The sequence below is a fragment of the Terribacillus sp. JSM ZJ617 genome (genome assembly GCF_044383785.1).
In the GTDB taxonomy this organism is placed as follows: domain Bacteria; phylum Bacillota; class Bacilli; order Bacillales; family Amphibacillaceae; genus Terribacillus.
The window spans coordinates 355990-382802 of record NZ_JBISEQ010000001.1 but is presented as its reverse complement, the minus strand read 5'-3'; the positions used below and the strand labels follow the sequence as shown (position 1 = coordinate 382802).

24 protein-coding genes and 1 pseudogene are annotated in these 26813 nt (G+C 44.4%); 8 read left to right on the top strand and 17 right to left on the bottom strand.

Features of this window, described 5'->3' with window-relative positions; translation table 11 throughout:
• Window positions 1-25: 25 nt before the first annotated feature.
• The 3 genes from ACH6C1_RS01910 to ACH6C1_RS01900 all read left to right on the top strand — a co-directional run bounded on the left by ACH6C1_RS01910 (window position 26) and on the right by ACH6C1_RS01900 (window position 1894).
• Window positions 26-949 carry a LysR family transcriptional regulator gene (locus tag ACH6C1_RS01910; protein ID WP_374074137.1) on the top strand — a complete coding sequence of 308 codons (924 nt, stop codon included), beginning with the start codon at window positions 26-28 and terminating at the stop codon, window positions 947-949.
• 51 nt (window positions 950-1000) lie between these two features.
• Entirely contained in the window at window positions 1001-1471 is a 471-nt protein-coding gene (locus ACH6C1_RS01905; RefSeq protein ID WP_374074135.1) for a DinB family protein, read from the top strand.
• A gap of 111 nt (window positions 1472-1582) precedes the next feature.
• Window positions 1583-1894, top strand: coding sequence for a hypothetical protein (locus tag ACH6C1_RS01900; protein ID WP_374074133.1), 312 nt, complete (start codon window positions 1583-1585; stop codon window positions 1892-1894).
• 31 nt (window positions 1895-1925) lie between these two features.
• On the opposite strand, the gene ACH6C1_RS01895 is transcribed toward ACH6C1_RS01900, so the two are convergent.
• Together ACH6C1_RS01895 and ACH6C1_RS01890 are read right to left on the bottom strand one after the other, a co-directional pair.
• Complete coding sequence (locus ACH6C1_RS01895; RefSeq protein WP_095221468.1) at window positions 1926-2249, bottom strand: nucleoside triphosphate pyrophosphohydrolase; 324 nt, start codon at window positions 2247-2249, stop codon at window positions 1926-1928.
• 21 nt (window positions 2250-2270) lie between these two features.
• The gene (locus ACH6C1_RS01890; RefSeq protein ID WP_374074130.1) at window positions 2271-3053 is read right to left on the bottom strand and encodes a MurR/RpiR family transcriptional regulator; all 783 of its coding nucleotides are present in this window, start codon (window positions 3051-3053) and stop codon (window positions 2271-2273) included.
• A gap of 123 nt (window positions 3054-3176) precedes the next feature.
• On the opposite strand from ACH6C1_RS01890, the gene pfkB reads away from it, so the two are divergent.
• From pfkB to lacD, 3 genes are read left to right on the top strand one after another with little or no spacing between them, the layout of a single operon-like run.
• Window positions 3177-4115, top strand: coding sequence for a 1-phosphofructokinase (pfkB, locus tag ACH6C1_RS01885; protein ID WP_374074128.1), 939 nt, complete (start codon window positions 3177-3179; stop codon window positions 4113-4115).
• Window positions 4105-6015, top strand: a complete 1911-nt coding sequence (locus tag ACH6C1_RS01880) for a fructose-specific PTS transporter subunit EIIC (RefSeq protein WP_374074125.1) — start codon at window positions 4105-4107, stop codon at window positions 6013-6015. The genes pfkB and ACH6C1_RS01880 overlap by 11 nt, the downstream gene beginning before the upstream one ends.
• A gap of 13 nt (window positions 6016-6028) precedes the next feature.
• A complete protein-coding gene (gene lacD / locus ACH6C1_RS01875) occupies window positions 6029-7021 on the top strand; it encodes a tagatose-bisphosphate aldolase (protein ID WP_374074122.1) in 993 nt (330 codons plus the stop codon).
• Between the two features lie 38 nt (window positions 7022-7059).
• Here lacD and ACH6C1_RS01870 read toward each other — a convergent pair whose 3' ends face one another.
• The 5 genes from ACH6C1_RS01870 to ACH6C1_RS01850 form a co-directional block, all read right to left on the bottom strand.
• On the bottom strand, window positions 7060-8199 hold the full coding sequence (locus ACH6C1_RS01870; protein ID WP_374074120.1) for a M20 metallopeptidase family protein: 1140 nt from the start codon (window positions 8197-8199) through the stop codon (window positions 7060-7062).
• Between the two features lie 18 nt (window positions 8200-8217).
• Complete coding sequence (locus ACH6C1_RS01865) at window positions 8218-9633, bottom strand: YfcC family protein (protein WP_374074118.1); 1416 nt, start codon at window positions 9631-9633, stop codon at window positions 8218-8220.
• Between the two features lie 154 nt (window positions 9634-9787).
• Window positions 9788-10825: a polysaccharide pyruvyl transferase family protein gene (locus tag ACH6C1_RS01860; protein ID WP_374074116.1), complete on the bottom strand. Its 1038-nt coding sequence runs from the start codon at window positions 10823-10825 to the stop codon at window positions 9788-9790.
• A gap of 96 nt (window positions 10826-10921) precedes the next feature.
• Window positions 10922-12196 carry a PA2928 family protein gene (locus ACH6C1_RS01855; protein ID WP_374074114.1) on the bottom strand — a complete coding sequence of 425 codons (1275 nt, stop codon included), beginning with the start codon at window positions 12194-12196 and terminating at the stop codon, window positions 10922-10924.
• Window positions 12197-12214: 18 nt separating this feature from the next.
• Window positions 12215-12748, bottom strand: coding sequence for a DUF3267 domain-containing protein (locus ACH6C1_RS01850; protein ID WP_374074112.1), 534 nt, complete (start codon window positions 12746-12748; stop codon window positions 12215-12217).
• 115 nt (window positions 12749-12863) lie between these two features.
• Between ACH6C1_RS01850 and ACH6C1_RS01845 the strand changes: the two genes are divergently transcribed.
• Window positions 12864-13586 (top strand): DUF421 domain-containing protein, encoded by a 723-nt coding sequence (locus ACH6C1_RS01845; protein WP_374074110.1) that lies wholly within the window; start codon window positions 12864-12866, stop codon window positions 13584-13586.
• A gap of 38 nt (window positions 13587-13624) precedes the next feature.
• Here the strand turns inward: ACH6C1_RS01845 and ACH6C1_RS01840 are convergent, their stop codons facing one another.
• Entirely contained in the window at window positions 13625-14635 is a 1011-nt protein-coding gene (locus tag ACH6C1_RS01840; protein ID WP_374074108.1) for a Na+/H+ antiporter NhaC family protein, read from the bottom strand.
• A 54-nt stretch (window positions 14636-14689) separates the two neighbouring features.
• Here ACH6C1_RS01840 and ahpF point away from each other — a divergent pair.
• Window positions 14690-16147, top strand: a pseudogene (gene ahpF / locus ACH6C1_RS01835) (alkyl hydroperoxide reductase subunit F); the annotation flags it as partial.
• Window positions 16148-16223: 76 nt separating this feature from the next.
• On the opposite strand, the gene ACH6C1_RS01830 reads toward ahpF, so the two are convergent.
• From ACH6C1_RS01830 to ACH6C1_RS01790, 9 genes are all read right to left on the bottom strand, one after another.
• Window positions 16224-17012 (bottom strand): DUF6270 domain-containing protein, encoded by a 789-nt coding sequence (locus ACH6C1_RS01830; protein WP_374074106.1) that lies wholly within the window; start codon window positions 17010-17012, stop codon window positions 16224-16226.
• 171 nt (window positions 17013-17183) lie between these two features.
• Window positions 17184-18131, bottom strand: a complete 948-nt coding sequence (locus ACH6C1_RS01825; RefSeq protein ID WP_374074104.1) for a 5-oxoprolinase subunit C family protein — start codon at window positions 18129-18131, stop codon at window positions 17184-17186.
• Window positions 18124-18897 carry a LamB/YcsF family protein gene (locus ACH6C1_RS01820; protein WP_374074102.1) on the bottom strand — a complete coding sequence of 258 codons (774 nt, stop codon included), beginning with the start codon at window positions 18895-18897 and terminating at the stop codon, window positions 18124-18126. The genes ACH6C1_RS01825 and ACH6C1_RS01820 overlap by 8 nt, the downstream gene beginning before the upstream one ends.
• 12 nt (window positions 18898-18909) lie before the next feature.
• Window positions 18910-19632 (bottom strand): 5-oxoprolinase subunit PxpB, encoded by a 723-nt coding sequence (gene pxpB / locus ACH6C1_RS01815; RefSeq protein ID WP_374074099.1) that lies wholly within the window; start codon window positions 19630-19632, stop codon window positions 18910-18912.
• 21 nt (window positions 19633-19653) lie between these two features.
• On the bottom strand, window positions 19654-20874 hold the full coding sequence (locus ACH6C1_RS01810) for an NRAMP family divalent metal transporter (RefSeq protein WP_374074097.1): 1221 nt from the start codon (window positions 20872-20874) through the stop codon (window positions 19654-19656).
• A 211-nt stretch (window positions 20875-21085) separates the two neighbouring features.
• On the bottom strand, window positions 21086-22654 hold the full coding sequence (locus ACH6C1_RS01805; protein ID WP_374074095.1) for a glycoside hydrolase family 32 protein: 1569 nt from the start codon (window positions 22652-22654) through the stop codon (window positions 21086-21088).
• A 76-nt stretch (window positions 22655-22730) separates the two neighbouring features.
• Entirely contained in the window at window positions 22731-24200 is a 1470-nt protein-coding gene (locus ACH6C1_RS01800) for a glycoside hydrolase family 68 protein (protein ID WP_374074093.1), read from the bottom strand.
• A gap of 175 nt (window positions 24201-24375) precedes the next feature.
• Window positions 24376-25641, bottom strand: a complete 1266-nt coding sequence (locus ACH6C1_RS01795) for an ABC transporter substrate-binding protein (protein WP_374074091.1) — start codon at window positions 25639-25641, stop codon at window positions 24376-24378.
• 5 nt (window positions 25642-25646) lie between these two features.
• Entirely contained in the window at window positions 25647-26813 is a 1167-nt protein-coding gene (locus ACH6C1_RS01790; protein ID WP_374074089.1) for a response regulator, read from the bottom strand.

Below are 26813 nucleotides of genomic sequence, written 5' to 3'. Positions count from 1 at the left end.
TATACTATCCGAAAGAAGGATGAACGTGGAATTACTACAGCTGCACTATTTCAAAAAAGTTGCTGAATTAGAGCACATGACACATGCTGCAGAAGCATTGAATATCGCACAGCCCTCACTCAGCAAAGCAATCAGCCGGTTGGAGGAGGACTTAGGTGTAAAGCTTTTCGAACGCTATAACCGGCAAATCAAATTGAATGAAAACGGCAGGATGTTCCTCCGGCGCGTTGATGCTGTCCTTCATGAGCTGCAGGAAGCACGCCGGGAACTGAATGAAACGAATCAGAAAGCTGATCATACAATTCGGCTTTCCGTTACTATCCCACGCATTTTACCTGATTTGATCAGCGGATTCCTCAGGGAAGAGTCCCAAGTCCACTTCAAACAATACGTACAGTCTGTGCCTTTGATGACGGAAAAGCTGCGCAGCGGCGAGCTAGATTTCTGTATCTCCTCCGTTCCGATTCAAGCTGAGGATATCGAATGGCAGCCGCTCATGACAGAAGAAATACTGCTGATTGCTCCTCCCGGTCACTGGCTTGAGACAAAAAGTCATATCTCCCTTTATGAGCTGCGCAATGAAGCCTTCATCAGCATGAATGAAGGGTACGGTATTCGAAATTTGACCGATAAATATTGTCAGCTAGCCGGTTTTCAGCCACATATTGCCTTTGAGGGAGACGAACCCGGCGTCATTGGGGAGCTGGTAAACAAAGGGCTTGGGATAGCCTTCATTCCTTCTGTTTCATTAATCGGCAATAAAACATCCCACTTACCCGTCATTCGTCTGCAGGATCCTATTTGTGAACGAACAATCGGCTTGGCTTGGTCCACTAGAAGATACCTCAGTCCAGTTGCAGAGAGATTTCAGGTATTTTTATCTGACTACTTCGAGGCCCTGGAGAAAGAACTGCGAAAAACCGCTAACGTTCTAAGCAGCGAACTATGATAAAGGTTATTGACAAATCGTACAGAATTTTAAAAGAAAGGAGGGAATTGAGTGGAGAAACGTCAGGAAATACTGCTTGGTCAAATGAGAACGTATCGCATGGAATTGCTTCAATTAGCTAAAAGCTTCACCTATGAAGAGGCAGACATTATTCCCCAAGGCTTCCGAAATAATGTCAGATGGAATCTAGGACATGTTTTTCTGGATCAATATTTATGGATTCAAGCATTAACCAAAGAAGAAGCCCCCATCCCTAATGATTTTAAAGATTGGTTCAGCTACGGCACCACTCCTGCAGATTTTACAGACAATACCCCCGCTTTCACTGATCTGATTTCCTTATTACAAACACAGCCAGATCAGATTTTCGAAAGGTACGCTGACCGTATGGATGAGGAGTACCAGGCTATCGATATGGGAATGGAAACTATCGAACAAGTACTTGTCAGAACAATATTTCATGAAGGAATGCACTTGCAAGCAATATTAGATATAAAGAAGGCTCTGAACAACAAAAAATAGGTGATTCAGTTTCCTACAATAAGGAATGTGAGATGATGGAATACACCAAAGCCACTAACTATGCAATCCATACTATCGCTTATCTGGGATTACTGCCTTCGGGAAAGGCAATTGCGTGACCAAGATGGCTATTTGGAAAAAGTGACTTTCACAGACAGAACTGATATAGAACGCTCAGGTGGTATTGTTACATCAGAATTGGCACAATCTCACTCCTTTATCTCCTCTCTCGGTTGTGATACAGAGCATAACGGCGTTATCCTGGTTGACGAGTTAGGAACGACCTCCGTCGAAGGGGCAGCTTATCCTAGCAGCATACGGAACCCGAGCAGCCATTGCATCAACAGTGATTTAACATGGACGTGTTCAGATAATCGAAAAGCCCTCAAAAACGAGGGCTTTTCCTATATAACGAATTATTGATTGCTAACCTATTTTAGCTTCTGCTTCCGATTTAATTACTGACCTCTATCAAAAAGATTCTGTCCTCAAAGCCACCGCGTTCTTCTTTCTTTTGCCGACGCGCGTATTCGATATCTTCTAATGATATACCCTTGGCATCAAGGAGAGCGTGCAGTACCTCCAGTAAATCAGCCGCCTCTTCAACAACTTCATTATGTTCTTCTGCTTTCGAAATTTCATTAGCTTCCTCTAACAGCTTAAGCTTCAATTCTTCTATATATCTATCTTGATCAAGGACTGCAGTTTTAGGTACTTTTCCTGCTTGCTGAATAATGGCTGGAATATGATCACGCACCAGCTTGTTGTAAGTTGGCATATATCTCTCCCCTTCCGTAAACTAGGACTTTCCTGCTCGAATGGCATAAGCATCCAGCAGTATTCTCGATATCACCTGAAGCGGAAGTCTTGATCTTACCTCATAATCCGGAAAATAAGATGTTTCGGACTTATAACCTGTCAATGTCAATTCAGCCAATGATGCGAGCGGACTGTTTTTATTACAAGTCAAAGCAATCATACTTGTATCATTTTCCTGACAGCTTTTTGCAGCATCCACTAGTTCTTCGGTATACCCGTTCAACGAAACAAAAATGACTAAATCCCCTTCTTCCAGTCTCTTACTTTTCGTCCGGATGATATTTGGATCATCATGCAGCTCCGCATATTTATTCAGCAGCTGCAGCTTCACTTCCATTTCCTTTGCAATCAGCTCCGAAAACCCTCGTGCAAATAATATAACGCGCTTGCTGTGGCGAATTTTCTGGACAGTGTCTTCTATTAAGCCGCTATTAAGCATCTCAATTGTACGCATAACCTCTTGTTCATTTTTTAAAATGGCATCTTTTATTTCTTCATCCACTTGCTCAATGATCGAAAAGTTCGGGTTCTGATCATTCTCATCCTTCAGCCGAATTTTAAAATCGGTAAATCCGTTATACCCAAGTTTTTTCATAGTACGAACAATGGTAGCCGTGGAAACATTCGCTTCTTCACTTAACCGCACGATAGATAACTTAGGAATTGTGTTGAGGTTTTCCCGTATATAGCGGATTAAATACAGCTCCGCTTCACTCATCTTCTCTGTATGCTGGCTGACCCGCGTCAGAAAGGTTCCATTCATGACGATTCCCCCGTGTAAACGTTTACTAATATTGTAGCGAAATCAGCTGATGTTGAAAACATTTACATAAAAATGCATGCCATAATGAAATTGTAAGAAAAACACAGATAGGCAGTGATACGGATGATTTATACATGTACGATGAATCCAGCGATCGATCTTTTCTCTGAGTTTACCTCTTTTGATCCTTTCGTCGTAAACAGAAGCATATTTGAAGAGTATCAGCCGAACGGAAAAGCCATCAATATCTCATTTATGTTGAAGAAGTTAGGCATTTTCAATATGGCGACCGGATTCCTAGGTGGTTTTACCGGGGATTTCATTGAAAAAGAGCTTGAAGCTGCCGGAATTGAAACCGCATTCATTAAAGTGGAGGGCATTACTCGTATCAATACCTTTGTTCGTGCAGAAAGCTTGGAATACAAAGCAGTAAACAGAGGGCCAGTCATTTCACAGCAGGCACAAGAGCTGCTGCTCGAACAAGTTAGGAATCTTAAAAACGGTGATTGGCTATTCGTTTCAGGCAGTCTTCCGCGCGGCGTTGACGATCAGATTCATGTCGACATTGCCCGGATTGCCCAACAGCAAGGAGTGAAGCTGGTTCTCGATATCAGTTCTCCGGTACTTCTGGACTGTCTGGCATATGAACCTTATCTTATCAAACCAAACGATGAGGAAATAGCCAATTGGTTCAGCATCTCCGATCATACGAATCAGACTGAACTGCAAAAAGCTGCGGAACAGCTGCTGGAACGAGGCGCTCAGCGTGTCCTCCTATCATGCGGTTCGCAGGGGGCACTATATTGTGACAGCACACGGGAGCTGGCTGTAAACGCTCCTTCCGGCAAGATAGTGAACACTGCCTGTGCTGGAGATACGATGCTGGCTGCTTTTACCGGCAGATTAATGCTCGGAGATTCCGAAGAAGAAGCATTGGTTTATGCAACAGCTGCTGGCTCTTCCACAGCTTTCACATCAGGTTTATCTGATCTTAGTGATATCCCTTACTTAGCAGGGCAAATCCAATTAAAAAGAAAATGGGGTGTAAAGCATGACGTATAGAATAATTGCTGCAACCGGGTGTCCGACCGGTATTGCCCATACCTTTATGGCAAAAGAGGCCTTGGAAGAAGCTGCACGAAAACGCGGTATCTCCATAAAGGTAGAAACACATGGACAGGACGGTATACAAGATGCATTGACGCAGGCTGAAATCGATGCAGCTGATGGTGTAATCATCGCTGCCGACAAAGATGTAAATCGCGATCGTTTTATCGGTAAACGGATGGTGAACGTGGCTGTCAGCAAAGGAATCAAAGAGCCAGATAAACTGCTTGATAGCATCATCAATCAAACAGCGCCTATCTATAAAGATGGACAGCGTGCTGCTTCTGCTGGCAGTTCCGAACCGCAGCAAAAAGATTCTATTATTCGCAGTATCTACGTATCGCTCATGAACGGTGTCTCTCATATGCTGCCGATAGTTGTTGCTGGCGGTGTCATGATTGCCATCTCACTTATGTTCGGTATCCACTCTGCCGATCCAGAAAGTTCGCAGTACAACGAGTTCGCTTATTATATGAACACCATTGGCGGCATCGCCATGAACCTGATGGTACCAGTGCTGTGTGCTTATATTGCAGAATCGATAGCCAAACGGCCTGGTCTCATTATCGGTTTCATCGTCGGGATGATCGCTTTCACCAATGGTACTGGTTTCTTGGGCGGTATTATCGGCGGTTTCATGACCGGTTATATCATTCTCGGACTTGGATACCTGTTCAAAGCTCTTCCAAAACAGCTTGACGGCTTGAAATCAATTTTCTTATTCCCAGTCTTCGGTATTTTCATCGCAGGTTTTGCAATGTGGTTCATTTCAGCTCCAATGGGCTGGATCAACCAAGCAATGATGGATTTTCTAGCAAGCTTCCAAAATTCAAATCCAATTGTATTAGGACTTATTGTAGGAATCATGTGCGCATTCGATATGGGCGGTCCAGTCAATAAAGCAGCTTACGTAACAGGAACTGCCCTGCTGTCAGATGGCAACTACTTCTTTATGGCAGGTGTCTCTGCTGCATGTATCGTTCCGCCGATTGCTACTGGCTTTGCAACACTATTTGCCGGCAAAGCTTACAGCACAAGCGAGCGCAGTGCTGGTCTGGTAAACTTCTTGCTCGGCTCAACTCATATCACAGAAGGGGCCATTCCATTCGCAGCGAAAAAACCGCTGAAGGTCATTCCGTTTCTAATGATAGGTTCCTCTATCGCAGCTATATTGACTTACCTATTTAAAGTACAGGTGCCAGCTCCCCACGGCGGATTTATCGTCCTGCCCATCGTTACGCATCCTTTCCTTTGGATACTGGCCATTCTCGCCGGTGCAGTTGTAAGTGGATTCTTGATCGGTATGGATCAAAAGCGTACAGCTGCTAAAAACGCAGCGAAGGAAACACCAATTGCTGAAACAGCAGCTGTGACAGAGAAAACAGCTTTCCCAGTACAGGATGTCAGTCAGATTATGTCTCTCGACACAATCAAGGTGGATGTGAAAGCTGCAACACAAAAAGAAGTATTTCAGCAAATAGCTGCTACCGCTAAGCAGCACGGCATCATTACGGACCAAGCCGCTATAGTGGATGGCTTTCTCCAGCGAGAAAAAGAAAGTACAACCGGTATGGAACAAGGTATCGCAATCCCCCATACCGAGCGGAGTGAAGTCCTGAAGCCAGCAATCATTATCTTCAAGCTAGCCGATGGAGTTGAATGGAAAGCATTAGATGGGCAGCCAATTCAAATTGTCATCGCCATGCTTATACCAACTGGAACTGCCTCTAACCATCTGTATTACTTGTCAGAGGTTTCTAAAATGCTCGTACATCAGGAAACGATCGATCGGCTGCATCATGCAATCGACCCAAAAGATATTCTTGCCCTGTTTTCTACTAAACTATCTGCTTAAGGGAGCTGCTAACATGCTAAATTTAACACCCGCTAAACGAGAAGCACTTGAAAGACTATCAGACGAAAATGGTATCATCGGAGCCCTCGCTATTGATCAGCGAGGCTCCTTGAAAAAGATGCTGCAGCAGGAGAGCACAACAAATCAGGGAGACAATACAATCGTATCTTTTAAAGAACTGATTTCCGAGGAACTCACACCATACGCCACTTCTATCCTGCTGGATCCTGAGTATGGCTTGCCAGCAGCTCAGAAACGCGACAAAAATGCCGGCCTGCTTCTCGCTTACGAAAAAACAGGATACGACGCGACACAGCCTGGGCGCATGCCGGATATTCTCGATGACTGGTCTGTTCAGCGAATCAAGGCTCAGGGCGCAGATGCGGTGAAATTCCTTTTGTACTATGATGTGGATGAGGATCCTAGCATTAATGAGAAGAAGCATATCTTCGTGGAACGTCTCGGATCTGAATGTCAGGCAGAGGATATTCTTTTCTTCCTGGAGCTCGTCTCCTATGACGTACACAATGATGATGTAAAGGGACCAGAATACGCAAAAGTTAAGCCACATAAAGTGAATGATATGATGATAGAGTTCTCGAAACCACAATATAAAGTGGATGTGCTGAAAGTTGAAGTACCGGTAAACATGGCCTATGTGGAAGGATACTCGGAAGAAACACCTGTGTACTCACGCGAAGAAGCTCAGCGCTATTTCAAAGAGCAAAGTGAAGCAACTGATTTGCCTTTCATCTTCCTGAGTGCAGGCGTCAGTGCCTCCCTCTTCCAAGAGACATTACGTTTTGCAAAAGAAGCAGGTTCCAGCTTCAATGGTGTCTTATGCGGCCGGGCAACCTGGAAGGATAGTGTAGCCATCTTTGGTCGTGACGGAGAAGCTGCTGGGAAACAATGGCTGCAGCAAGAAGGCAGAACTAATGTAGAAGAGTTAAATGAAGTGCTGAAACAAACAGCGACATCCTGGAAACGAGCTGAAATACTAGCATAAAAAAGGAGCATATGGGCCACCCCATATGCTCCTCTTGCTTATTGATTTAATACAAACTGTTGAAACACCTTTATCGCATCCCCAAACACATCTTCATCAATATCAAACTTCGGATGGTGGTGCGGATATTGACTCTTCTCTCCTTGCATACCGACCTTGACGAATACCCCCGGGATTTCCTGCAAGTAGTAGGAGAAGTCTTCTGAACCCATGACTGGCTCCAGTTCTTCATAGCGTTCTGCACTGAATGTTTTTTGCAGCAGCTCTTTTGCAAAGGCTGCTTCTTTTTCGTCATTGATCAGTGGCGGTGTACCGATGATGAAATCAACTTCCGCTGTAGCTCCAAAAGATTCACAAATCCCTTTTGTCAGCTTGCTAATCTGTTCTTGGATCGTCTGTACTGCTTCTGCAGAGAAGGAGCGCATCGTCCCGATGATTTTAGCTGAGTCCGGAATGACGTTATATGTGTTGCCGGCTTCGATTTTCCCCACAGAGATGACACTTGCATCCATCGGGTTGAGCTTACGGCTGACAATACTTTGCAATGCTTGGATGACATGTGTAGAGATATAAACCGGATCCACTGTCAAATGCGGTGTTGATGCATGACCGCCTGAGCCTTGGATCTTGATTTCGAAGTCATCAACAGATGCCATCATAGCTCCAGGACGAGTACCAAATTGACCCTTTTCCAATTCCGCATCAACATGAATGCCGTAGATGCTGTCAACGCCTTTCAATACACCTTCTTTGATCAGCTTATCAGCACCGCTCGGAGATGCTTCTTCAGAGGATTGGAAGATGAGCACGATATTCGGCTCCACTTCCTCTTTATGCAGTGTGATCCACTCTGCTACAGCAAGCAGGATAGCTGTATGGCCATCATGTCCGCACGTATGAGCTACCCCATGATGCTTGGAGATGTAAGGTTTATCCCCTTCTTCTACCATTGGCAGTGCATCCATATCCGCTCGAAGCGCAATCGTCTTCTCTCCTTTTGTGCCTTTCACAAACCCGACGACACTCGGCGGCTGGAAATCCAGGACCTCAATCCCTAGTTTTTCCAGTCTGTTACGTACGTATCTGCCTGTTTCGTACTCTTCCCCTGATAATTCCGGGTATTGGTGAATATGCCGGCGATCCTGAATCGCCTGCTCTACTAATCTCTCTAATTCCATAATCTATTACTCCTTCTATTAAAACGGTCCGTATTGAATCAATTGGGCTATGATCAGCGCGATAATGGCAATGCCGATTTGGATAAGGAAGAATGGCAGGAACCACTTCACCCATTTCCCATAACCGATGCCTGCGATTGCAAGCAGAGCGATAATATTGCCAGTCGGCAAGATAGTGTTGGAGATACCGTCTCCAAACTGATAGGCTAATACCGCTGTCTGTCTTGTTACACCTATCATATCAGACAATGGTGCCATGAGCGGCATTGTCAAAGCAGCTTGTCCGCTTCCAGAAGGGACGAAGAAATTGATACCCATCTGTAGGAATAGCATACCAACTGCAGATAAAGCAGCAGGAATCATTCCAAGCGCATGAGATGCGTGATACAGCAGCGTGTCCATCATACCTGATGTGTTGAAGATGACAAGAATTGCCTGCGCAAATCCGATGATCAATGCGCCGCCTAGCAGGTCCTTCGCTCCAAGGATGAAGTTATCAGCAATACCAGAGAAAGAAATCCCTCCGAGGATACCCATCACCACACCGAACAGCAGGAATAACCCAGCGATCTCTGTAATGTACCAGCCGTATTTCAATACACCGATAATCAATACGACGTAATTAATCAAGAACGCTGATAGAACAAGCTTGTGACGAGTAGTCATTTTCTGCGTCTTGTTAAGAGCGGAAGTATCAGCTTTTCTGCCGAACTTTCCGTATTCACCAAGCTCTGGGTTCCTTTTCACTTTGCTTGCATGGCGCATCACATAGAAGACAGCCGCAAGATATAGGATAACGAAAAGTACAATCCGGAAACCGATTCCGGAGAAGGTTGGCAGTTCAGAAATGCCTTGCGCAATTCCGACTGTGAACGGGTTCATGACTGCTGCTGTAAAACCGACACCTGCGCCCAGTACAACAATGGCAAATCCGGTCAATGCATCGAATCCAAGTGCTATAGCCATTGGGGCCAAAATAGCTACATACACGATAGTTTCATCTGACATTCCCATTAATGCTCCAGCTGCTGCAAAGAACAGCATCAATACAGGGATAAGCAGCTTCTCTTTGTTCGCCATCTTTCTGGACAGCATATAAATAAAGGCATCAAGCGCTCCAGTGGCAGTGAAAATCCCAAATGCCCCTCCGACAATCAGGACGAAGAAAATAATATTAGCTCCATTCACCATACCAGTGTGAATGCTATTGAATATGCCGAGAAGACCGACATTTTCTCCATCGATGTAATGGAATGTTTCTGGGAGGATAACACTGCGGCCATCCTGATCCACACGGTCATACGCTCCGCCTGGAATGATATATGTCAAAATTGCTGCCACGATGATGAATGCGAAAATCATCACGTAGACATTGAAATGTTTTGGTTTCTTTTTGACAGCAGCTTGCTGCTGCGAATCTTGTAAGCTGTTCATCTAGTTGTACTCCTTCAAGGATGATCCTTCGTTGTATATTGTTTAATAAATATACAACGATTCATATAAAAATACAACCGTATATTAATAAAATTTATAGATTGATTATGCAAAGACATAAAAAAGCTAGAATCCTAAGATTCTAGCTCTCCTTTTAGCTGCGGAAGAAGTCAACTAACGGTTTGAAGTCTTTGCGCAGATCTACTTCATTTGGTTCTGCCTTCATCAGCTTCTCTACCATCTTTTCCAACAACTCCACGTCCTTGGAATCTGTATACTCAACAAAATTGATAGAGTCCAGCCAGTCACGGTAGGAGTGCTTCGCCTTGCCGTAGCTGTTTCCGAAGACAAGACAAGGTGTTTTCGTGATGATGGAGAATACCATCGCATGCAAGCGGTCAGTAATGATCAATTTTTTAGAGCTGATCAGATCAAGCATCTCGATAAAATGCTTTTCTCTGTCTGCATAATCAATGTTAGGTACGATGTTTTCATCAAGAACTGTATCTGTACGATCAACAGATCCAAATTTCTTTGTCCATTCCATTAGCTCGGAAACAAAGTCTTCTTCCATCACCTTTTCTTTATCAGCTCTCAGGAAGAACATAACCCCTTCCCGCTCCTGCTCACGAGGTACAACATCGAGTGACATTACCATATCAGGTGTATACATTACTTCTGACTCGAATGTATTCCTTACAACATCCAAGGTTTGCGATTCTCTGGCAGCAATGACCAGGTTTTTGTTCTGATGATATGCTTCCTGGGTTTTCTTTTTCTCCTGCTCCCCATGCTCATTGTCCTCAAAGAACACTGACTGCGGCATAGAGATGGATTTATAATCCTTGAAAGCAGCAAATACCTTGCGGCGATCTTCTTCAATATCCAAGTACAGGCTGCCAAGGTTTCCGCCGCCTGTGAACATGACGATATCATCTTCATGGATGATACCTTTAACAAACTCAATTCCCTCATCTGTCGCATAATCCATTATTTCAATGTACTCGTAATAAGGGAATCGGCTTTGGATGAATTTCTCAATGCTATAGGCAATTGCCTGGTCTCCGATATTTGTATAGCTCGGAGAGCCGAATAAGAATACCTTACGTTTATCATTAGTAAAGGCTTCCGGCGAAACATTCGGCCCGATGCCTTTTGCAATATTAGTCGTATCAATTGGTTGTATAGTCATATGAAATGCCTCCTAAGCAATGCTTCTTTTATCCGTACTCTTCCATACCCGGAATCAAAAGAATTTATGCCTGAACAGCATCTCAATTTTTACCATTTACTTTTCATCCGTCTCTAAATCCAGCTGTTTATTCCAACGATAGTGGTAAACATACTCCAGCACACCACCCGGCTCAGAAATCTTATATAGTTTACCAGCGGCCAGCACATAAGTTGCATCACCCTTTTTGAATGTATCAACTGGACTTACACCCGGCTCTTCTTGATAATCGACCGGTACCTTCCAGCGAATAGCAGACTCATCCGTCGAGACTCTCGCCACAGTTACCTGTTCTTGATTACGTTTTTCCTTGTACATAAGCAGCATACTAGCATCTTTAGCTGAACCAAGAATCGGCTGAGCTTCCAGCAAATCCGGGTACAGCTCCTGAACAATCTGCTGTGCTCGTTCCGTCTCTCCATTTTCTTCGTCACCAAAGAATCCTTTCTGTACTTCCTTCTCGTAAGCAGGGTTCTCTGTGAGTTTTCCATCAGCCACACGATAGTATTTTCCATCCAGCGCATACAAGTACAATCCGCCCGTATCGTCTATATAATAATCTGCCTGCTCATAGCTTAGATTATTGGCAAGCTCAGGATATTTTTGCGTCCATTCATTTTCATCTAGCCGGATATCACCAGATATTGCATCAAGGAAGTAAAACTCTTCATTTTTCATATCCACAACAAGGATACCTTCCTCTGTCTGTCCGAGCACATATTCCTGCCAAATTGCTTTCCGGCTCCATTCCTTCTCTCCAGTCTTCAGATTCACAGCTGTGATTTGGAATCGAGATACACTGAGAGATATGCCGTTTTCACTTCCATTAGGTATTCTCATTCGAATCTTATTGATGGCCAGATCACCAGCTACGATTGTTGGTGAATCAAGGCTCATTGTTACCGAACGGCCAGCTGCATGGAAAACAGTCATCACAAAGGAACCAACGATAAATTCCCCGACAAGCAGCAGTACAATCATACCGATAACTTTCTTAAGAGAAGACGGTCTTTTCATACTTCGTATAAGGAAAAGCATACATAATACGACAAACACACCGACAAGAATCCACAGCGTCATATCATGCCAAAACCAGCTGGTAAACGTCCAATCAAGGAAGAAATCCCCATCCAAAAGCCAGAGTAGCAACGTTCCAATTAGTGCATATACAAGCAGGGTGCGCACGAGTTTCCGAAACGTTCTTTTCTTCTGGTTGATTATGTCAACTACCCACTTGGCAATATGGATTAAAATCCAAAGATAAATCAGTGCCAGCACAACGTTATGTATAGAATCATCATTAAAAAGCCAATTACGCAGTAGATCTGCCATGTGTTTTTCTCCCCCTTATCAGCTGTTATCTGTATAAATGAAGTAGCCGACCTTTGTTGGATGATCCTTCACAAACTGGCTTGCTTCATACTTCCTCAGACTGCGAAATATAAGCCAATCGCCTATACCTCCAGCTGTCAGGATCACTGAAACAGTTAAAAGCACTCCATTTCCGATGATATACGAAATCAATAATGGGAGCAGCCCTGTCACAACGACAGGTAAAAGCAAAGACATACGATATGCACTCACTTTTATAGGTTCCATACAGTGTGCATAGGCAGCGCCGTCTCTCCAGGAAAAGCCGTATTTAACTTGGCGGGACTTTACTTTCCCAAATACAATAAAGCCGATACCATGCAGGAGCTCGTGCAGCACTATACCAATCAACGTAAGTAAGAAAGCGCCAGCAATCATAGGTAAGCTTATATAAAATTCAAATCCATGAATCATAAAATATATAAAACTCGCTGTAAGCATCAATCCAATTGTCAGGTACATCGCTTGTTTTTGCAATTTCCCCATATCAAACAATACTTCTCGCTTTTGCATGCTAAACACCTCCCCGGCTTTTACGAATCAGCAGCATTATCGTTTCATTAAATTGAATCTATCTGTTTGGTATTTTATCTGACTGGCAAGGCTGAATGGTAGAAAGGGGCATACTATGACTGATTTTATCCATGATAATTTAATTGTTATCGGTCGGATTATTACCATCATTCCGTTAATGCTGGTTGTTACCTTATACATGGGTAAACGAGCAATTGGTGAAATGCCGGTCTTCGACTTTCTCATCATCGTCATCTTAGGAGCACTCGTTGGTGCTGATATTGCCGATCCAGAAATTGAGCATTTGCCTACAGCCGTTGCTATAATCGCCATTGGCTTATTTCAAAAAGCAATCGTGAAGTGGAAAATATCTAATCGTAAAATCGGCAAGCTGCTGACACTTGGTCCTACAATCGTCATTCAAGACGGCATTTTACTTCATGAGAATATGCAGAAAATCCAATATTCCATAGACAATATATTGTTTATGCTGCGCCAGAAAGATGTTTTCGATATACGTGACGTAGAGACAGCAATAGTCGAACCAAACGGCACGTTAAGTGTCTTAAAAAAGCCTAGCAAACTGCCTGTAACCAGGGAAGACCTTCAACTCCGGCAGCACACATCAGCGATTGCCTTTCCTGTCATTTCAGAAGGATACATACACCGCGATACTTTGACGCACTTCCATTTGGATGAAGAATGGCTTAGAAAACAATTAGCTGAACAAAACATCATTGGTTTGAATCAGGTCTTCTTTGCATCTATTTCACCCTCAAAGCGTCTTCATATCAGTTTGAAGAACCCGAAGATGCACACTCCTCCAGTCAACCATTAAAAAGAGCACTACCCTGTCAAGGTAGTGCTCACTGCTTGTTATGCTTCTGCCACTTTTAATTTAGAATCCTTATTTTGTTTTGCATTTTTCTTTTCCTTCATTGTCAAACCGGTAATTCCGTAGAACAGCGTGAATATCGGTGTGATAAAAGCAAGGAAGCAAAATGGCAGATACGTTACTGTTGCGATACCAAGAGCCCCAGCAGTATAAATACCGCCGCCGGTCCAAGGAACAAGAGGTGCTCCCTGCGTACCTGTATCCTCCAGGATACGGGATAGGTTCTCTGGCTCCAAATTCAATCGATCAAAGATAGGTCGCATCAGCGTCCCGCCCATGACCGTGGAGAAGTAGACTGAACCGCCAACTGCCAGCATCACATAACTGACGATGACGGTAACCACTGTCAGTACTCCTGTATGCTTAATTTTCATCGCAAACGAAGCAATCAATGCTTCAAGTACACCAGCATCAGCCAGCATGCCTCCTACTCCGAGCGCAAAGAGGAACAATGCAATCAGCTCAAGCATACTCGTCAATCCCCCGCGTTGCAGCAGTTCGTCCACAACAGGAATACCAGAGTCAATTGCATAACCGCTATAGAACGTAGATAAAGTATCCACAAAGCTGAACCCCTGATAGAAAACCGCAATGATGCCACCAACCGCAGCACCTGCAAAAATTGCAGGAATTGCAGGCTTCTTCAGCATCAGCAAAGCAATCAGTACAACAATCGGGATTAGAGGAACGACGCCTAAATTAAAGTTATCTGCTAAATAAGATGTAAGCTGATCCACGTCGTCCGTCCCTGAACCACCGCCATGATAACGCATGCCGATGAAGGTGAAAATACCAGCAGTAATAATATAAGACGGTACAGTTGTCCAAAGCATATGCTTGATATGGCGGAACAATTCACCGCCAGTGACAGCAGGTGCCAGATTTGTTGTATCGGACAATGGTGACATCTTGTCTCCGAAGAATGCCCCGCTCACGATGGCACCGCCAGTTAATCCTACTGGAATACCAAGTGCTGTACCGACACCCATCATAGCTACACCAGCCGTGCCAACCGTTCCCCAGCTAGTACCTGTCGCAACAGATACAAAGTAAGCGCTGGTGCAGACGACGTTTCCAAGGAAATGCTTGCTCTAGTTGAAGAGCTTGCAGCTATGTCGTCTAAGATCACAGTAGAAAAAGCAGAACTAAACCGCACCCCGAGCTTCACCGTGAACCGCGTTGGCGAAGATACCGGCATTGCTTTTGCCGGTATCCCGCTTGGTCATGAGTTCACTTCACTTGTCCTTGCTCTCCTGCAAGTAAGCGGTCGTGCACCGAAGGTCGATGAGAAACTGATCAATCAGATTAAGAACATCAAAGGTGAATTCCACTTTGAGGCTTATATCAGCCTGACTTGTCATAACTGCCCGGATGTTGTGCAAGCACTTAATGTGATGAGCGTATTGAATCCGAACATCACAAGCACGATGATCGATGGTGCGGCATTCAAGGAAGAAGTAGAAAGCAAGAACATCATGGCAGTTCCGACTGTTTACCTGAACGGGGAGAACTTCGGAAGCGGCCGGATGACGCTCGAAGAAATGCTAGCCAAAATGGGATCTGGTGCGGATGCATCCGAGTTCGATAACAAAGAACCTTATGACGTTCTTGTTGTCGGCGGTGGTCCAGCTGGCTCCAGCGCGGCTATCTATGCTGCCCGCAAAGGAATTCGTACTGGAATCGTAGCAGAACGCTTCGGCGGTCAGGTATTGGATACGATGAGCATCGAGAACTTCATTACCGTCAAGGAAACTGAAGGTCCGAAGCTAGTCGCTAGCCTGGAAGAGCATGTGAAAGAATACAACATCGATGTGATGAACCTGCAGAAAGCAACGAAAATCGCGAAAAACGATCTATTCGAGCTTGAGCTGGAAAACGGCGCTACACTGAAAAGTAAGAGCGTCATCATCTCCACAGGTGCACGCTGGCGTAATGTCAACGTTCCTGGCGAGCAGGAATTCAAGAACAAAGGTGTTGCCTACTGCGCACACTGTGATGGCCCGTTATTCGAAGGAAAGGATGTAGCTGTCATCGGAGGAGGTAACTCCGGCATTGAAGCAGCCATTGATTTGGCTGGTATCGTAAACCATGTTACAGTTCTTGAATTCGCCGATACATTAAAAGCAGACGAAGTATTGCAAAAGCGTGCTTACAGCCTGCCGAACGTAACTATTATTACAAACGCGCAAACTACGGAGATCACTGGCGACGACAACGTCAACGGTATCACTTACGTAGAACGCGACACAAACGAAGAAAAACACATTGCACTGCAAGGTGTCTTCGTCCAAATCGGTCTTGTACCGAACACAGAATTCCTGGCTGACGTCGTTGAGCGCACGCCGATGGGAGAAATCATTGTCGACAAGCACGGTCAAACGAATGTCCCAGGACTGTTTGCTGCTGGAGACTGTGCAGATACTGCTTATAAACAAATCATTGTTTCTATGGGATCTGGTGCAACAGCATCGTTGGGTGCATTTGATTATTTGATTCGGAATTAATTACTAGAAGAAAGCGTGCAGCTGTTATCAGCCGCACGCTTTCTTCTTGATTTACATACTTGTCTTACAGCAAACCTCAATTAATCTCTGCATTTTTATCAATCTGAGTAACTGTATTCAATTGTTCTAGGAAATCATGATAATAATTATCATGATAGTGTAATTGAAATACATCCCAACCGATAGTTGGTTTCGGAGAAATATAATACTGCTCATGATCCAGCTCTATAAATTTCAAGTCATACTTTGAAATCATATAGTTATCAAGCTTATCCCAAATATCATTATATTGTTGAAAAGAAGGCAGATAGGAAACCTTACCCTCTGAATCTAATAAACGATTGCTGAATCGCCCTTTATTAATGATCACTTCGCAATTTGGTACTTCCTTTTTTAAGAAATCCATGAATTTAGCTATTGAAGGCAACAATAAACCAAAATAGTCAGATGGACTTCTATCAATCTTCAAATGGAACTTTTCGGGCAGTTCATTAAAGAATGAAGTCTTGCTAATATAACCATTGTTTGTGACAAAACGATCTTGCGTGAAGAACACCCCTAAAAAGACATCTGTATAGAAGTCCATAATCAGATAATCCGGCTGCTTTACTCTTAAATCATGAAAGAAACTTTTGCTTAATTCTTCTATGGTCTTACGTTTATCAGCCTCATTATGCACGTTTTCTTCATCAATATAATCAATTTTAGTCTCGTCATAAGAAAATTCCCGGGAAAAAAGGCTTATTAAAGATGCATGCAAAGATGTTGCTACGCATTCATACCTCTCTTTATAGTTTTTATTCAATTTGGAGTTAAAATTATCTCTAGTGATACAAGAGCCATAACTGGCTATTTTAATAGTCATTATTTTCTCCTTAAAATACATTATTACTTATATATCGGATTAAAAAGAGATTAGTTGATACATTCTGTTTATTTTCTGCATTGCTATCATTGATCAATCCTGGCGTTTATTTATATTTCCCCGCATTATTTTTCACAGAAAAAAGAAGATGTCCGCGAACATCTTCTTCTTTTACACAATTATCTTCTCAAGTACACTCACAATTTTTTGTTTTTCGAAATAAAGATCCTGTGCTTCATCCATTCCGACTTCTTTGAAGCGAACGTGCGCTCCCGGTGCTGCTTGCGCTAACAACGGAATATCCGCGGATATTACTGTCGCTATCCTTGTATATCCTCCTGTTGTCTGCCGGTCCGCCATCAGAATGATCGGCTGGCCGTTGGCAGGCACTTGAATACCGCCAAGCGGGATAGCTTCCGAGATTATGTCAGCAGTTATTTTGTGCGACAGTTCCGGACCTTTCAGACGATACCCCATACGGTCTGACTGAGGAGTGATTTCATAGCTCGATGATAGGAATGTTTTGATAGCCTCATCTGTGAAAGCATCTTGATGCGGCCCTAGGATGACTCTCGCAGTGACTTCCTTCTGGTACTTAGGTATTTCATCGTAATGAAGGGAGCGCCCCGTTGCTGCATGAGGATTCTCAGTACCGTACAGAATGTCTTCCTTCTCAAGAGCACGTCCGTTCAGACCGCCGATTTTTGCCTTCAGATACGTAGAGTTGCTGCCCATTACAGCTGGCAAGTCAAAGCCGCCTGCCACGCTGATATAAGAGCGAATCCCTTCCAACGGCTGACCGAATTCGATTAGCTGGCCCTCTTTCACGGCAAAACTCTTCCACATCGGCGCAGGCTGCCCATTCACTCTTGGCGACAGATTTCCGCCAGTTATCGCAATGACAGCATTATCCAGCACCTTGAGTGCCGGTCCCATCATTGTTACTTCAAGCCCTGCCTCGTCACGTTTATTTCCAACGAGCAGGTTGGCAATTTGCAGCGAGAAATCATCCATCGCACCTGATACAACTACACCATATTCCTGGTAGCCAGTACGGCCGAGATCCTGAAAAGTTGTCAGCAGTCCGGGCTTGATCACTTGAAACAGCTTTCTACCCATGATGCTCGACTCCGAAATTCTGAATCGTGATTTGTTCTGCTTGAAGTCTTTCACGAAGCTGCTGGACGAATTGCAGTGCTTCCGGTTCATCTCCATGCACACAAATTGTATCTGCTTGAATGTTAATATCCGTTCCATCAACGGCAGTTACTTTACCTTCTTGAATCATACGAATGACACGATCAACCGCAACTGTCACGTCATGAATCATAGCATTTGCTTGAGAACGGGGTGTCAGTGTTCCATCTGCCTGATACGTCCTGTCAGCAAAGACCTCCTGCGCAACGTTCAGTCCAGCCTTCTCTCCCGCACGCACTAGTTCACTTCCGGCCAAACCGAACAGTACTAACTTCGAATCGACCGCATGCACTGCTGTCGCAATTGCTTCTGCAATAGCGGAGTCTTTCGACGCCATATTATATAGCGCTCCGTGCGGCTTCACATGCTGAACATATGTACCGCAGGCCTTGGCTGCTCCTTGAATTGCGCCTACCTGGTAAACAACAAGGTTATAGATTTCCTTCGGAGACAGCTTCATTTCCCGACGGCCAAAACCGGCTAAGTCGGGAAATCCTGGATGAGCACCAATTCCAACACCAAGATCGGCTGCTGTCTTAACCGTTTCAAGCATGACATTATGGTCACCTGCATGGAATCCGCATGCAATATTGGCAGATGATATGTATTTCAACACTTCCTCGTCATTACCAATTGTATAGGCGCCAAAACTCTCTCCTAAATCACTGTTTAAATCAATCGTCTTCATACCAGTCCCTCCTTACTTTTCCTTACTGACAATCTTATATTCCCCAAGACGAACTGCTTCCGCAATTGAATCGTACTCTTCTTTCGAAATTGGGACAAACCGCAGATAAGACCCGGAAGTCAATAAAATCGGCTGCTCTCTTTCCGGATCATATAATTTCACTGGTGTCTGACCGATGAGCTGCCAGCCTCCCGGAGTTTCCAGTGGATAAACGCCCGTCTGTGATCCAGCGATCCCGACAGAGCCTGCTGCAATTTTCGGTCGAGGATCCGAACGGCGCGGTGTCGCAATTTCTTCTGACATACCGCCCAGGTACGGAAAGCCTGGTACAAATCCCATCATATAAATCAAATAATCCTGACTCGAATGGATGCGGATGACATCTTCTACTGACAGACCGTTATGATCCGCAACGAAATTCAAATCAGGGCCTGTCTCCCCGCCATAGTAGGTAGGAATTTCATAAACAAGAGAAGCAGCCTCGGCCGCTCCTCCTTGAATATTCTCATATAGACGCTCCAGTTTTCCCAGAAGCGCCTGGTAGCGGACCTTATCGGGACGATAAAAGATGGATAAAGTCGTATAAGCCGGTACCCATTCAATAATTCCCTCAATCTGTTCCGCCTTAAGCAGCTCCGCGAACAACCGGATTTTCTGATTTGTTTCCTCTGAGATCGTCTGTCCGAAAACGAGCTGAATGCCCGTATCTCCTAGCGGATGATAGGTAAGCTTCATTTTTGGGACCTCCTTCTCGATTTAGAACAATTTCTGCGCTTGGTTAATCAATGTCACAACCGCCAAATAAGTAGTTGCTAAAAGCACTATACCCCCAAAGATCGTAAGCCATAGCGGATGTTTGTAGTCTCCGACGATAGATTTCTTATAAGCCGCTACTAACAAAACACCAAGCCCGATAGGCAAAATAAGACCGTTAATGGCACCCGCGATGACTAACAATGTCACTGGTTCGCCGATGAAGGAGAAGATGATTGTTGATACTACAATGAACAAAATTGTAACTAGCTTCTCATTCTTCGCAACCCATTTGGACAATGTCTTCAGGAATGAAACGGATGTATAAGCCGCGCCAATTACAGATGTAATACCCGCAGCCCATAAAATCAGACCGAACATTTTATATCCAAGTGTACCAGCAGCTTCCCGGAAAACAGAGGCAGCGGGGTTACTTGCATCCAACTTAAAGCCTGTCACCACGACTCCAAGCACAGCAAGGAACAGGAAGATACGCATGATTGACGCAATCAAAACACCTGAAATAGAACTTTGTGTTACTTGACGCAGACTTTCTTTACCGGAAATACCAGCATCCAAAAGACGGTGACCGCCTGCAAATGTGATATAACCGCCAACAGTACCACCAACGAGTGTAATGATTGCAAACACATCAATTTGTTCTGGAGCAAATGTTCGCAAAACAGCTTCTCCGACTGGCGGTTCACTGCGGAATGCAACGTACAATGTCAGCAAAATCATGATCAACCCAAGAATACGCGCAATCTGATCCATTGCCGCTCCTGCTTCTTTGGAAAGGAATATACCAATAGCGATAATACCAGTAATGATTGCACCAATAATTGTATCGATTCCGAATAATACGTTCAAACCAAGTCCTGCACCACCGACGTTCCCGATATTAAATGCAAGACCGCCCAATGCCACTGCAAAAGCAAGGAAGTATCCTAACCCCGGCAATACTTTATTCGCGATATCCTGTCCGCGCATTCTGGAAACGGCAATAATTCGCCAGATATTCATCTGTACACCAACATCCAAAATGATACTCATAAGAATAACAAAGCCGAAGCTGGCTAATAATTGATCAGTGAAAACAGCTGTTTGAGTCAGGAACCCTGGTCCGATTGCTGATGACCCCATCAGGAATGCTGCCCCTAATAGGACGCCCCATTTTCCTTTGGAAGACTGCTGCTGTTGTAATTCTTTTTCTTTTGACGCCATGTAAATCCCCCTTATGTAACGATTCTTTCAAATCATCTGTAGTATGTACTGCTTTCCATACATTATCACAAATATTTAATAAACAATAATCATTATAACTCGAAAATATTTGCTTACACAAGATGTAAAATAACCTCACATCAGAAATCAGCTATCAAAAGCCATTTCACACAATATAAAAAAGGCCCGTAAAAGGCCTTCCTTAAGTAAATTATTGTGTTTTATCTATCCTCTTTATAGAAATATTATCAAACTTAGCACTGCCATCTTCCGCATACAAACTTATCGCTTGATCCTGCGGATGAGGGAATACTGTATTACTGTGCACCACATGGCCATCATCAACAAACATTTCCACACTTGTTTTATCTACGAGAATTGTGACATGCACGTGCTTCTTATCTGTATTAAATGGCGCCCTGCTTTCCTGATAGTCTCCAGTTTGATCAGGATTGTGAATGTAGCTTCTATTCACATATGAATAGCCTCCAGCGACTGCGATACCTACATCGAGATGACGGGAGTGATCATTTGATCCCCGCAACTGCAGCCCGACGTTCGGACTCTCTGTCCACGAAATATCAGTATCCAACTGGTATGTTTCCGCCGAAACATCCAAGGTTTGCGTCTCATTTTGAAGACTTATATTCTCAACTGTGTCCGGTGATTGAAAATGCTGATCCAGCGCAGCAATCGGCCGGGAAGCAAGATAAAAACCATCCTGGTCCTGCTGCAATGTGATTTCCCTGACAATGGAGTCAGTACCATTGAACCCATCATATTTCATCGCTGGTGTTTGATCGGCATACGACCAGTTATTCATCCATGCGAGCGCATACCGCTTCTCTTGCTTATCTTCTGATATGCCGTCTTCAAAGGTTACCCCGCCGTACCAGTCAAAACCATAATCAAGCCATCTTGGATTTTCTTCATCTGGTGTAAAAGCTGCCCCGTCAAACTCTCCAGTCCAGTAGGCATAGGTTTTCGGCTCACCTTTCCCCTCTCCATTCGCACTCATACCTAGCACATACTTAACCTTACCATCCGGTGTGCGCAGCTGGAATAGATCCGGACATTCGAGTACGCCAATTCCATCTGTTTGAAAATCTCCAGTGTATGTCCAGGCTTTCAAGTCAGCAGATTTATAAAATCCAATTTTATCTCCTTCTGCCAAAAGCATGATCCAGCTATTTTTTTCCTCATCCCATATCACTTTGGGATCACGGAAATCCTGCGTACCCGGATTGGTAAGAACCGGTTCCTCGCTCTCCTGCTTAAAAGTATTTCCTCCATCTATGCTGTACCAGAGATACTGTTCCTGCTGCCCAGTCTCTCCCGTCGGCTGGGTCATAATCGCAATTAGCGCATCCTCACCAAAACCGGCTGTATTGTGCTTATCGTGGACGACAGATCCTGTCCACGGATCACCGTTTTCCGTTGTATATTTCGGAATCGCGACTCCATGATCCTCCCAATGGACTAAATCTTCTGATGTCGCGTGCCGCCATTCGGTGCCGTTGCCTTCGGGGTAATCTTTATTGTAGAGATAATAATAGTGGTACTTGCCTTGATAATAAATCGGCTGCTGCGGATCATTCTTCCATTTATCAGGTGAGCTGAAATGGAAGACAGGACGATAAGAGATAGTTTGCGCCTTCCCTGGACTTTGATTTTGAGTTTTTTTCTCGTTGCTTAGCACAAAGGCTGCGACCACGGCAGCAACGAGTAAAATCAGCACGCCAAGCATCGTCCACCTCTTTTTCGAAAATCCATTAAACATATCGTCACCACACTTATATTTGAAATGAAGGAAAAGGAAATGCCATATTGCTGACATTTCCTTTTCTGATTCTGATTTATTCCTCTTCGTACGTGATTTGCCCTTGCTCCAGGATACCATCTTCCACAACGGAAGAGCGTTTACCGTCGATATCCAGAAGGAACGAAGGCGCGAATGTAGATTTATGATCCTGGAAGAAACCGCGGTTCGTCATGTAGCTCGTTACGACGAAGTCATCCGATTTCTTTTGCGGAATCACATAATGTGCATATGTCCAAGTCAAATCATTAGGATCCAAGTCCTGATGCAGGACGATACCTGATTTGTTCATTGGCTTATATGGGCCAGTTAAGCTATTCGATACATAACCAAGCATATAGATGTCCTCATCGTCGATGCCATCGATTGTCATTTTGGCACCACGCGTACTTGTGAACAAGTAGAACTTGCCATCTTTCTTGAAGATGTTTGGACGCTCGATCTCATCTGTAACCGTGTTGGAAACGATGAGCGGCTTCATTTCTTTTTTCAATGTGTAATCATCATTGATCTCTACAATACCGATTGCACCATTAGCCAGTTCCGCTGTGGACTTCTTATCGCTGTTTTGCAGCTGATTGAATTCTTCACGGAAGAACTTCATACCATTGCCGTAGTATGCACGATTATAAAGAGATTCTTCGCCAGAGTAGCCGAACTCTGTACCAGTATTAGCTTCGAATACTAAGTACTTCTTACCTTTATCTTCAATGTAATGCGGATCACGCAATGTGTGGTTGTTTGCAAAATTACGGTCTTCAAATGCTTTATTCACATTCTCATATGTCTTTCCGTTGCCGCCATCATAAATGGACTTATAGTCTTCCACGCCATCAACTTGCAAGCTGCTTGTATCCTTTTCAGACACGTTCACCTGCGCAGTTGTCAAAGTTTGTTTACCAAAGATGCCTTGGCTTTCATCAAAGCCGCCGCGGTTTGTATAGAACAAGCGGATCTCGCCATCGATGAAGGCAGCAGAGCCAGACCATTCCTCCTGCTGACCAGCAAGTATTTTATCACCATTGAATTTATCATTGTCATCAAATACACGACCGGCATTCTTCCATGCATCAGCCGAATCATCGCCTGATTTTTTATAAAACATGTAAATGAATGTATCACTTGCATCTTTCGGATCACCAGCTAACCCGAAAACAATTTGGTATCCATTGTAATCCGCAACCGTACCGTCCGGGTTTTGGAGCGGCCATGTATCCCAGACATCCATTTTGATTTCATTACCATTTTCATCGATCTTTGTAGCCGACTCGATATTTTTGATAGAAGAAGCATCAAAGCTAGGAACAGTATACCGTTCGTCCCCGTGCTGCCCGATCATTTCCTTCATGTCCTGACGTGTGATTTGTGAGGTACCATACGTTTCTTTGTACGGCTTCACATTTCCACCCTCATTGTTCGCCGAAGCCACTGTCAAACTGCTTCCCAGCACCAACGCTGCACTCAGTGAAACGACACTTGCTTTTAACGCCCGTTTCCGAAATTTCATCCCGTATTCCTCCTATGTATGATTGCTAATCCCGTGTAAGACAAGCCTTGGCAAACCTGACTTACGAGCTCAGTATAGGACAGTAAAACAAAAACCGGGATGGCTTATCTTGATCTTATTTTTGTCTAAATTTGATATCCATACAAAAAGTCCCTCCTGATAAGGGACTTCTACACTAGTGAGAGGAAGCATTTTGGCGCCATGCATGATCCAGGTCCTGCAGTGCATCCCGCTTCGACATCTCTTCATTCACGTATTGTTTCAGGATTCGGCCAAAGGCATCCTTCATAAAAGGCGAATAGGAGGACCAATTAAAGTTCCGGCGCTCCTGCTGATCATATTGTCTCCACGCATCTCCGCTCAAGCCGGTTTCAGGCGGCTGAACAGTGCGGAATGCAGAAATGAAGCGAAGGTGTTCTGTTTGATATGCATGCCCTTCTTCAGATTCTGCCATCCATTTCAGGAATCGCTTCGCCTCCCTTTTCTCAGCTGCCCCGGATTGCTTATTGACGACCCAATAACTAGGTACACCAGTCACCAGCTGCGCATCCCCTCCGTCATCAAGTGGTATCGGAAACATTCCTGCATCCAGATCCGGCGCTTGTTTTGCCAGTAGCGGCTGAACCCAATTCCCCTGCACAATCATGGCTGCCTCTCCTTTTTGGAAAGCTTCCATCTCAGCGTAATAATCTGTCGTTGCCGCATGCGGTTTTCCGTAAGCAAGTGTCAGATCCAGAAAACGCAGCATATTATGAAAGCTGTCATTATCCGTGAAGCTTGCCTTACCTTCTGCCAGTTCCGACATAAACGCTTCGGGATCAGGTAGCTCTGAGAAAGCTAAACTTGTTAAATGATGCCCAAGCTTCCATTCCTCGTAATAGCCATTGGCAAAAGGTGTCACACCTGCCTTTTTTAGCTGGGACGCTGCTTTCTCAAGCTCTGTATACGTATCAGGAAGCTCGTTGATACCCGCTTTCTCGAATAACACCTTATTATAAATAATGCCGAATCCTTCAATATTCATCGGCATGCCATACACCTTTCCATCTTCAGTAATGGGATCGAGTGTGCCATCCCGAGCATCCGATACCCACGATTCCCCGCTCAAGTCCTCCAAGTAGCGCATCCACTCTTTTGTAGCAGTATAGCCGACATTGGTGAAGATATCCGGACCTTCCCCTACTGCCATTTGTGTTTTCAAATCAGAGAAATCATCCGAAATACCACCCACTGTTTCTACCTGGATATGAACATGGGGATGCATCTTTTCATACATGCCAACCATGTCCTCGAACTCGGAGGCAACCTCCACTTTTGGATTACGAATTGTAAGGCTGACTGTTTCTTCTGCTTGCTTCTTCTCTTTTTCTGGTGGCATATTGCTGGCGGAAAGCAGCAGTAAAAGGATAGCAAAAAGTCCGTATAACAGTTTCTTTTTCATAATAATTATCTTTCCTCCTGCTCATTATGCTCAGTTCTATAAGCAGTCGGGGTTAATCCTGTTTCCTTTTTGAATAGCTTCGAGAAATAGACTTCATCTTGATAGCCAAGCAGCCTGGCTATGTCATACATCGTTTTGTCGGTTGTCTCCAGCCATTGCTTCGCCTGCTTCATACGGCAATCTGTCACGTACCGGGATAATGTCATCCCGGTCTCTTGCTTGAATTTACGTGAAATATGCTCCTTTGACAGGAAGAAGAGCTTTGATAATCGCTCCAGGCTTACATCCTCCATGTAGTAGCTCTGCACATAAGCAACGATGTCTTGGCCACGCTGTTCACTTTCCAGTTCTTCGAGTCTCCTGATGGTGCGATAACGATGCTCCGCCAACTCTACTGTAAGCTGCTCGAATACAGAAGAAATCTCTTCCAGAGAACGCAGCGTCTTTTGTACAAGCCGTACGGGTATATCCAAATGCTGACGCAGCCAATTCTCTATCTGCAGCCACTGATCAGCCGCAGACAAAACAACGTACAAGTTATCCTCTTGCTGGAAACGGAATAGATCACCAATTGCATATCGATGCAGTTCTCCCGTCAGAGCTTCCATTACTTGGTCCGGCTGATGCATATGATAAAAAGACAGCAACGTAAGATCGATCTTTTCTTCCTGCGGCAAAACATTTTGTAAGATGGAGAAATCCTTCAGCTCTCCCATACACAATGCCGAAATCTGCTGCTCCAAAATCAGCCTCCTAGCATCCACGAGAACCTCTGCTTCGCTCTCCAAAGACTGCTTTTCAGCGACAATGGCTTGCGTCACGTTCTCCAGCACCTTAGTAAAAGCTTCCGGATCGATTGGCTTCAGCAAATAATCAAAGCTGTTGAATTGAATAGCTTTTCGCATGAACTGGTAATCATCATAACCAGTTACTAGAATGCACTTCCCTCGGTAGTCAGCAGCATGCAACTGCTCCATCAGTTCAATGCCGTTCATACGCGGCATCTTGATATCAGTGAAAATGATCTCCGGCTGCTCCGATTCAATAAGCTCTAGCGCCTCTTCCCCGTCACTTGCTTCCAAAAGAACAGTTATTCCATTCTGCTCCCACTCACCAAGCGCACGCAGCACCTCACGCCCATTTCTTTCATCATCCACGAGTAACGCCTTCAT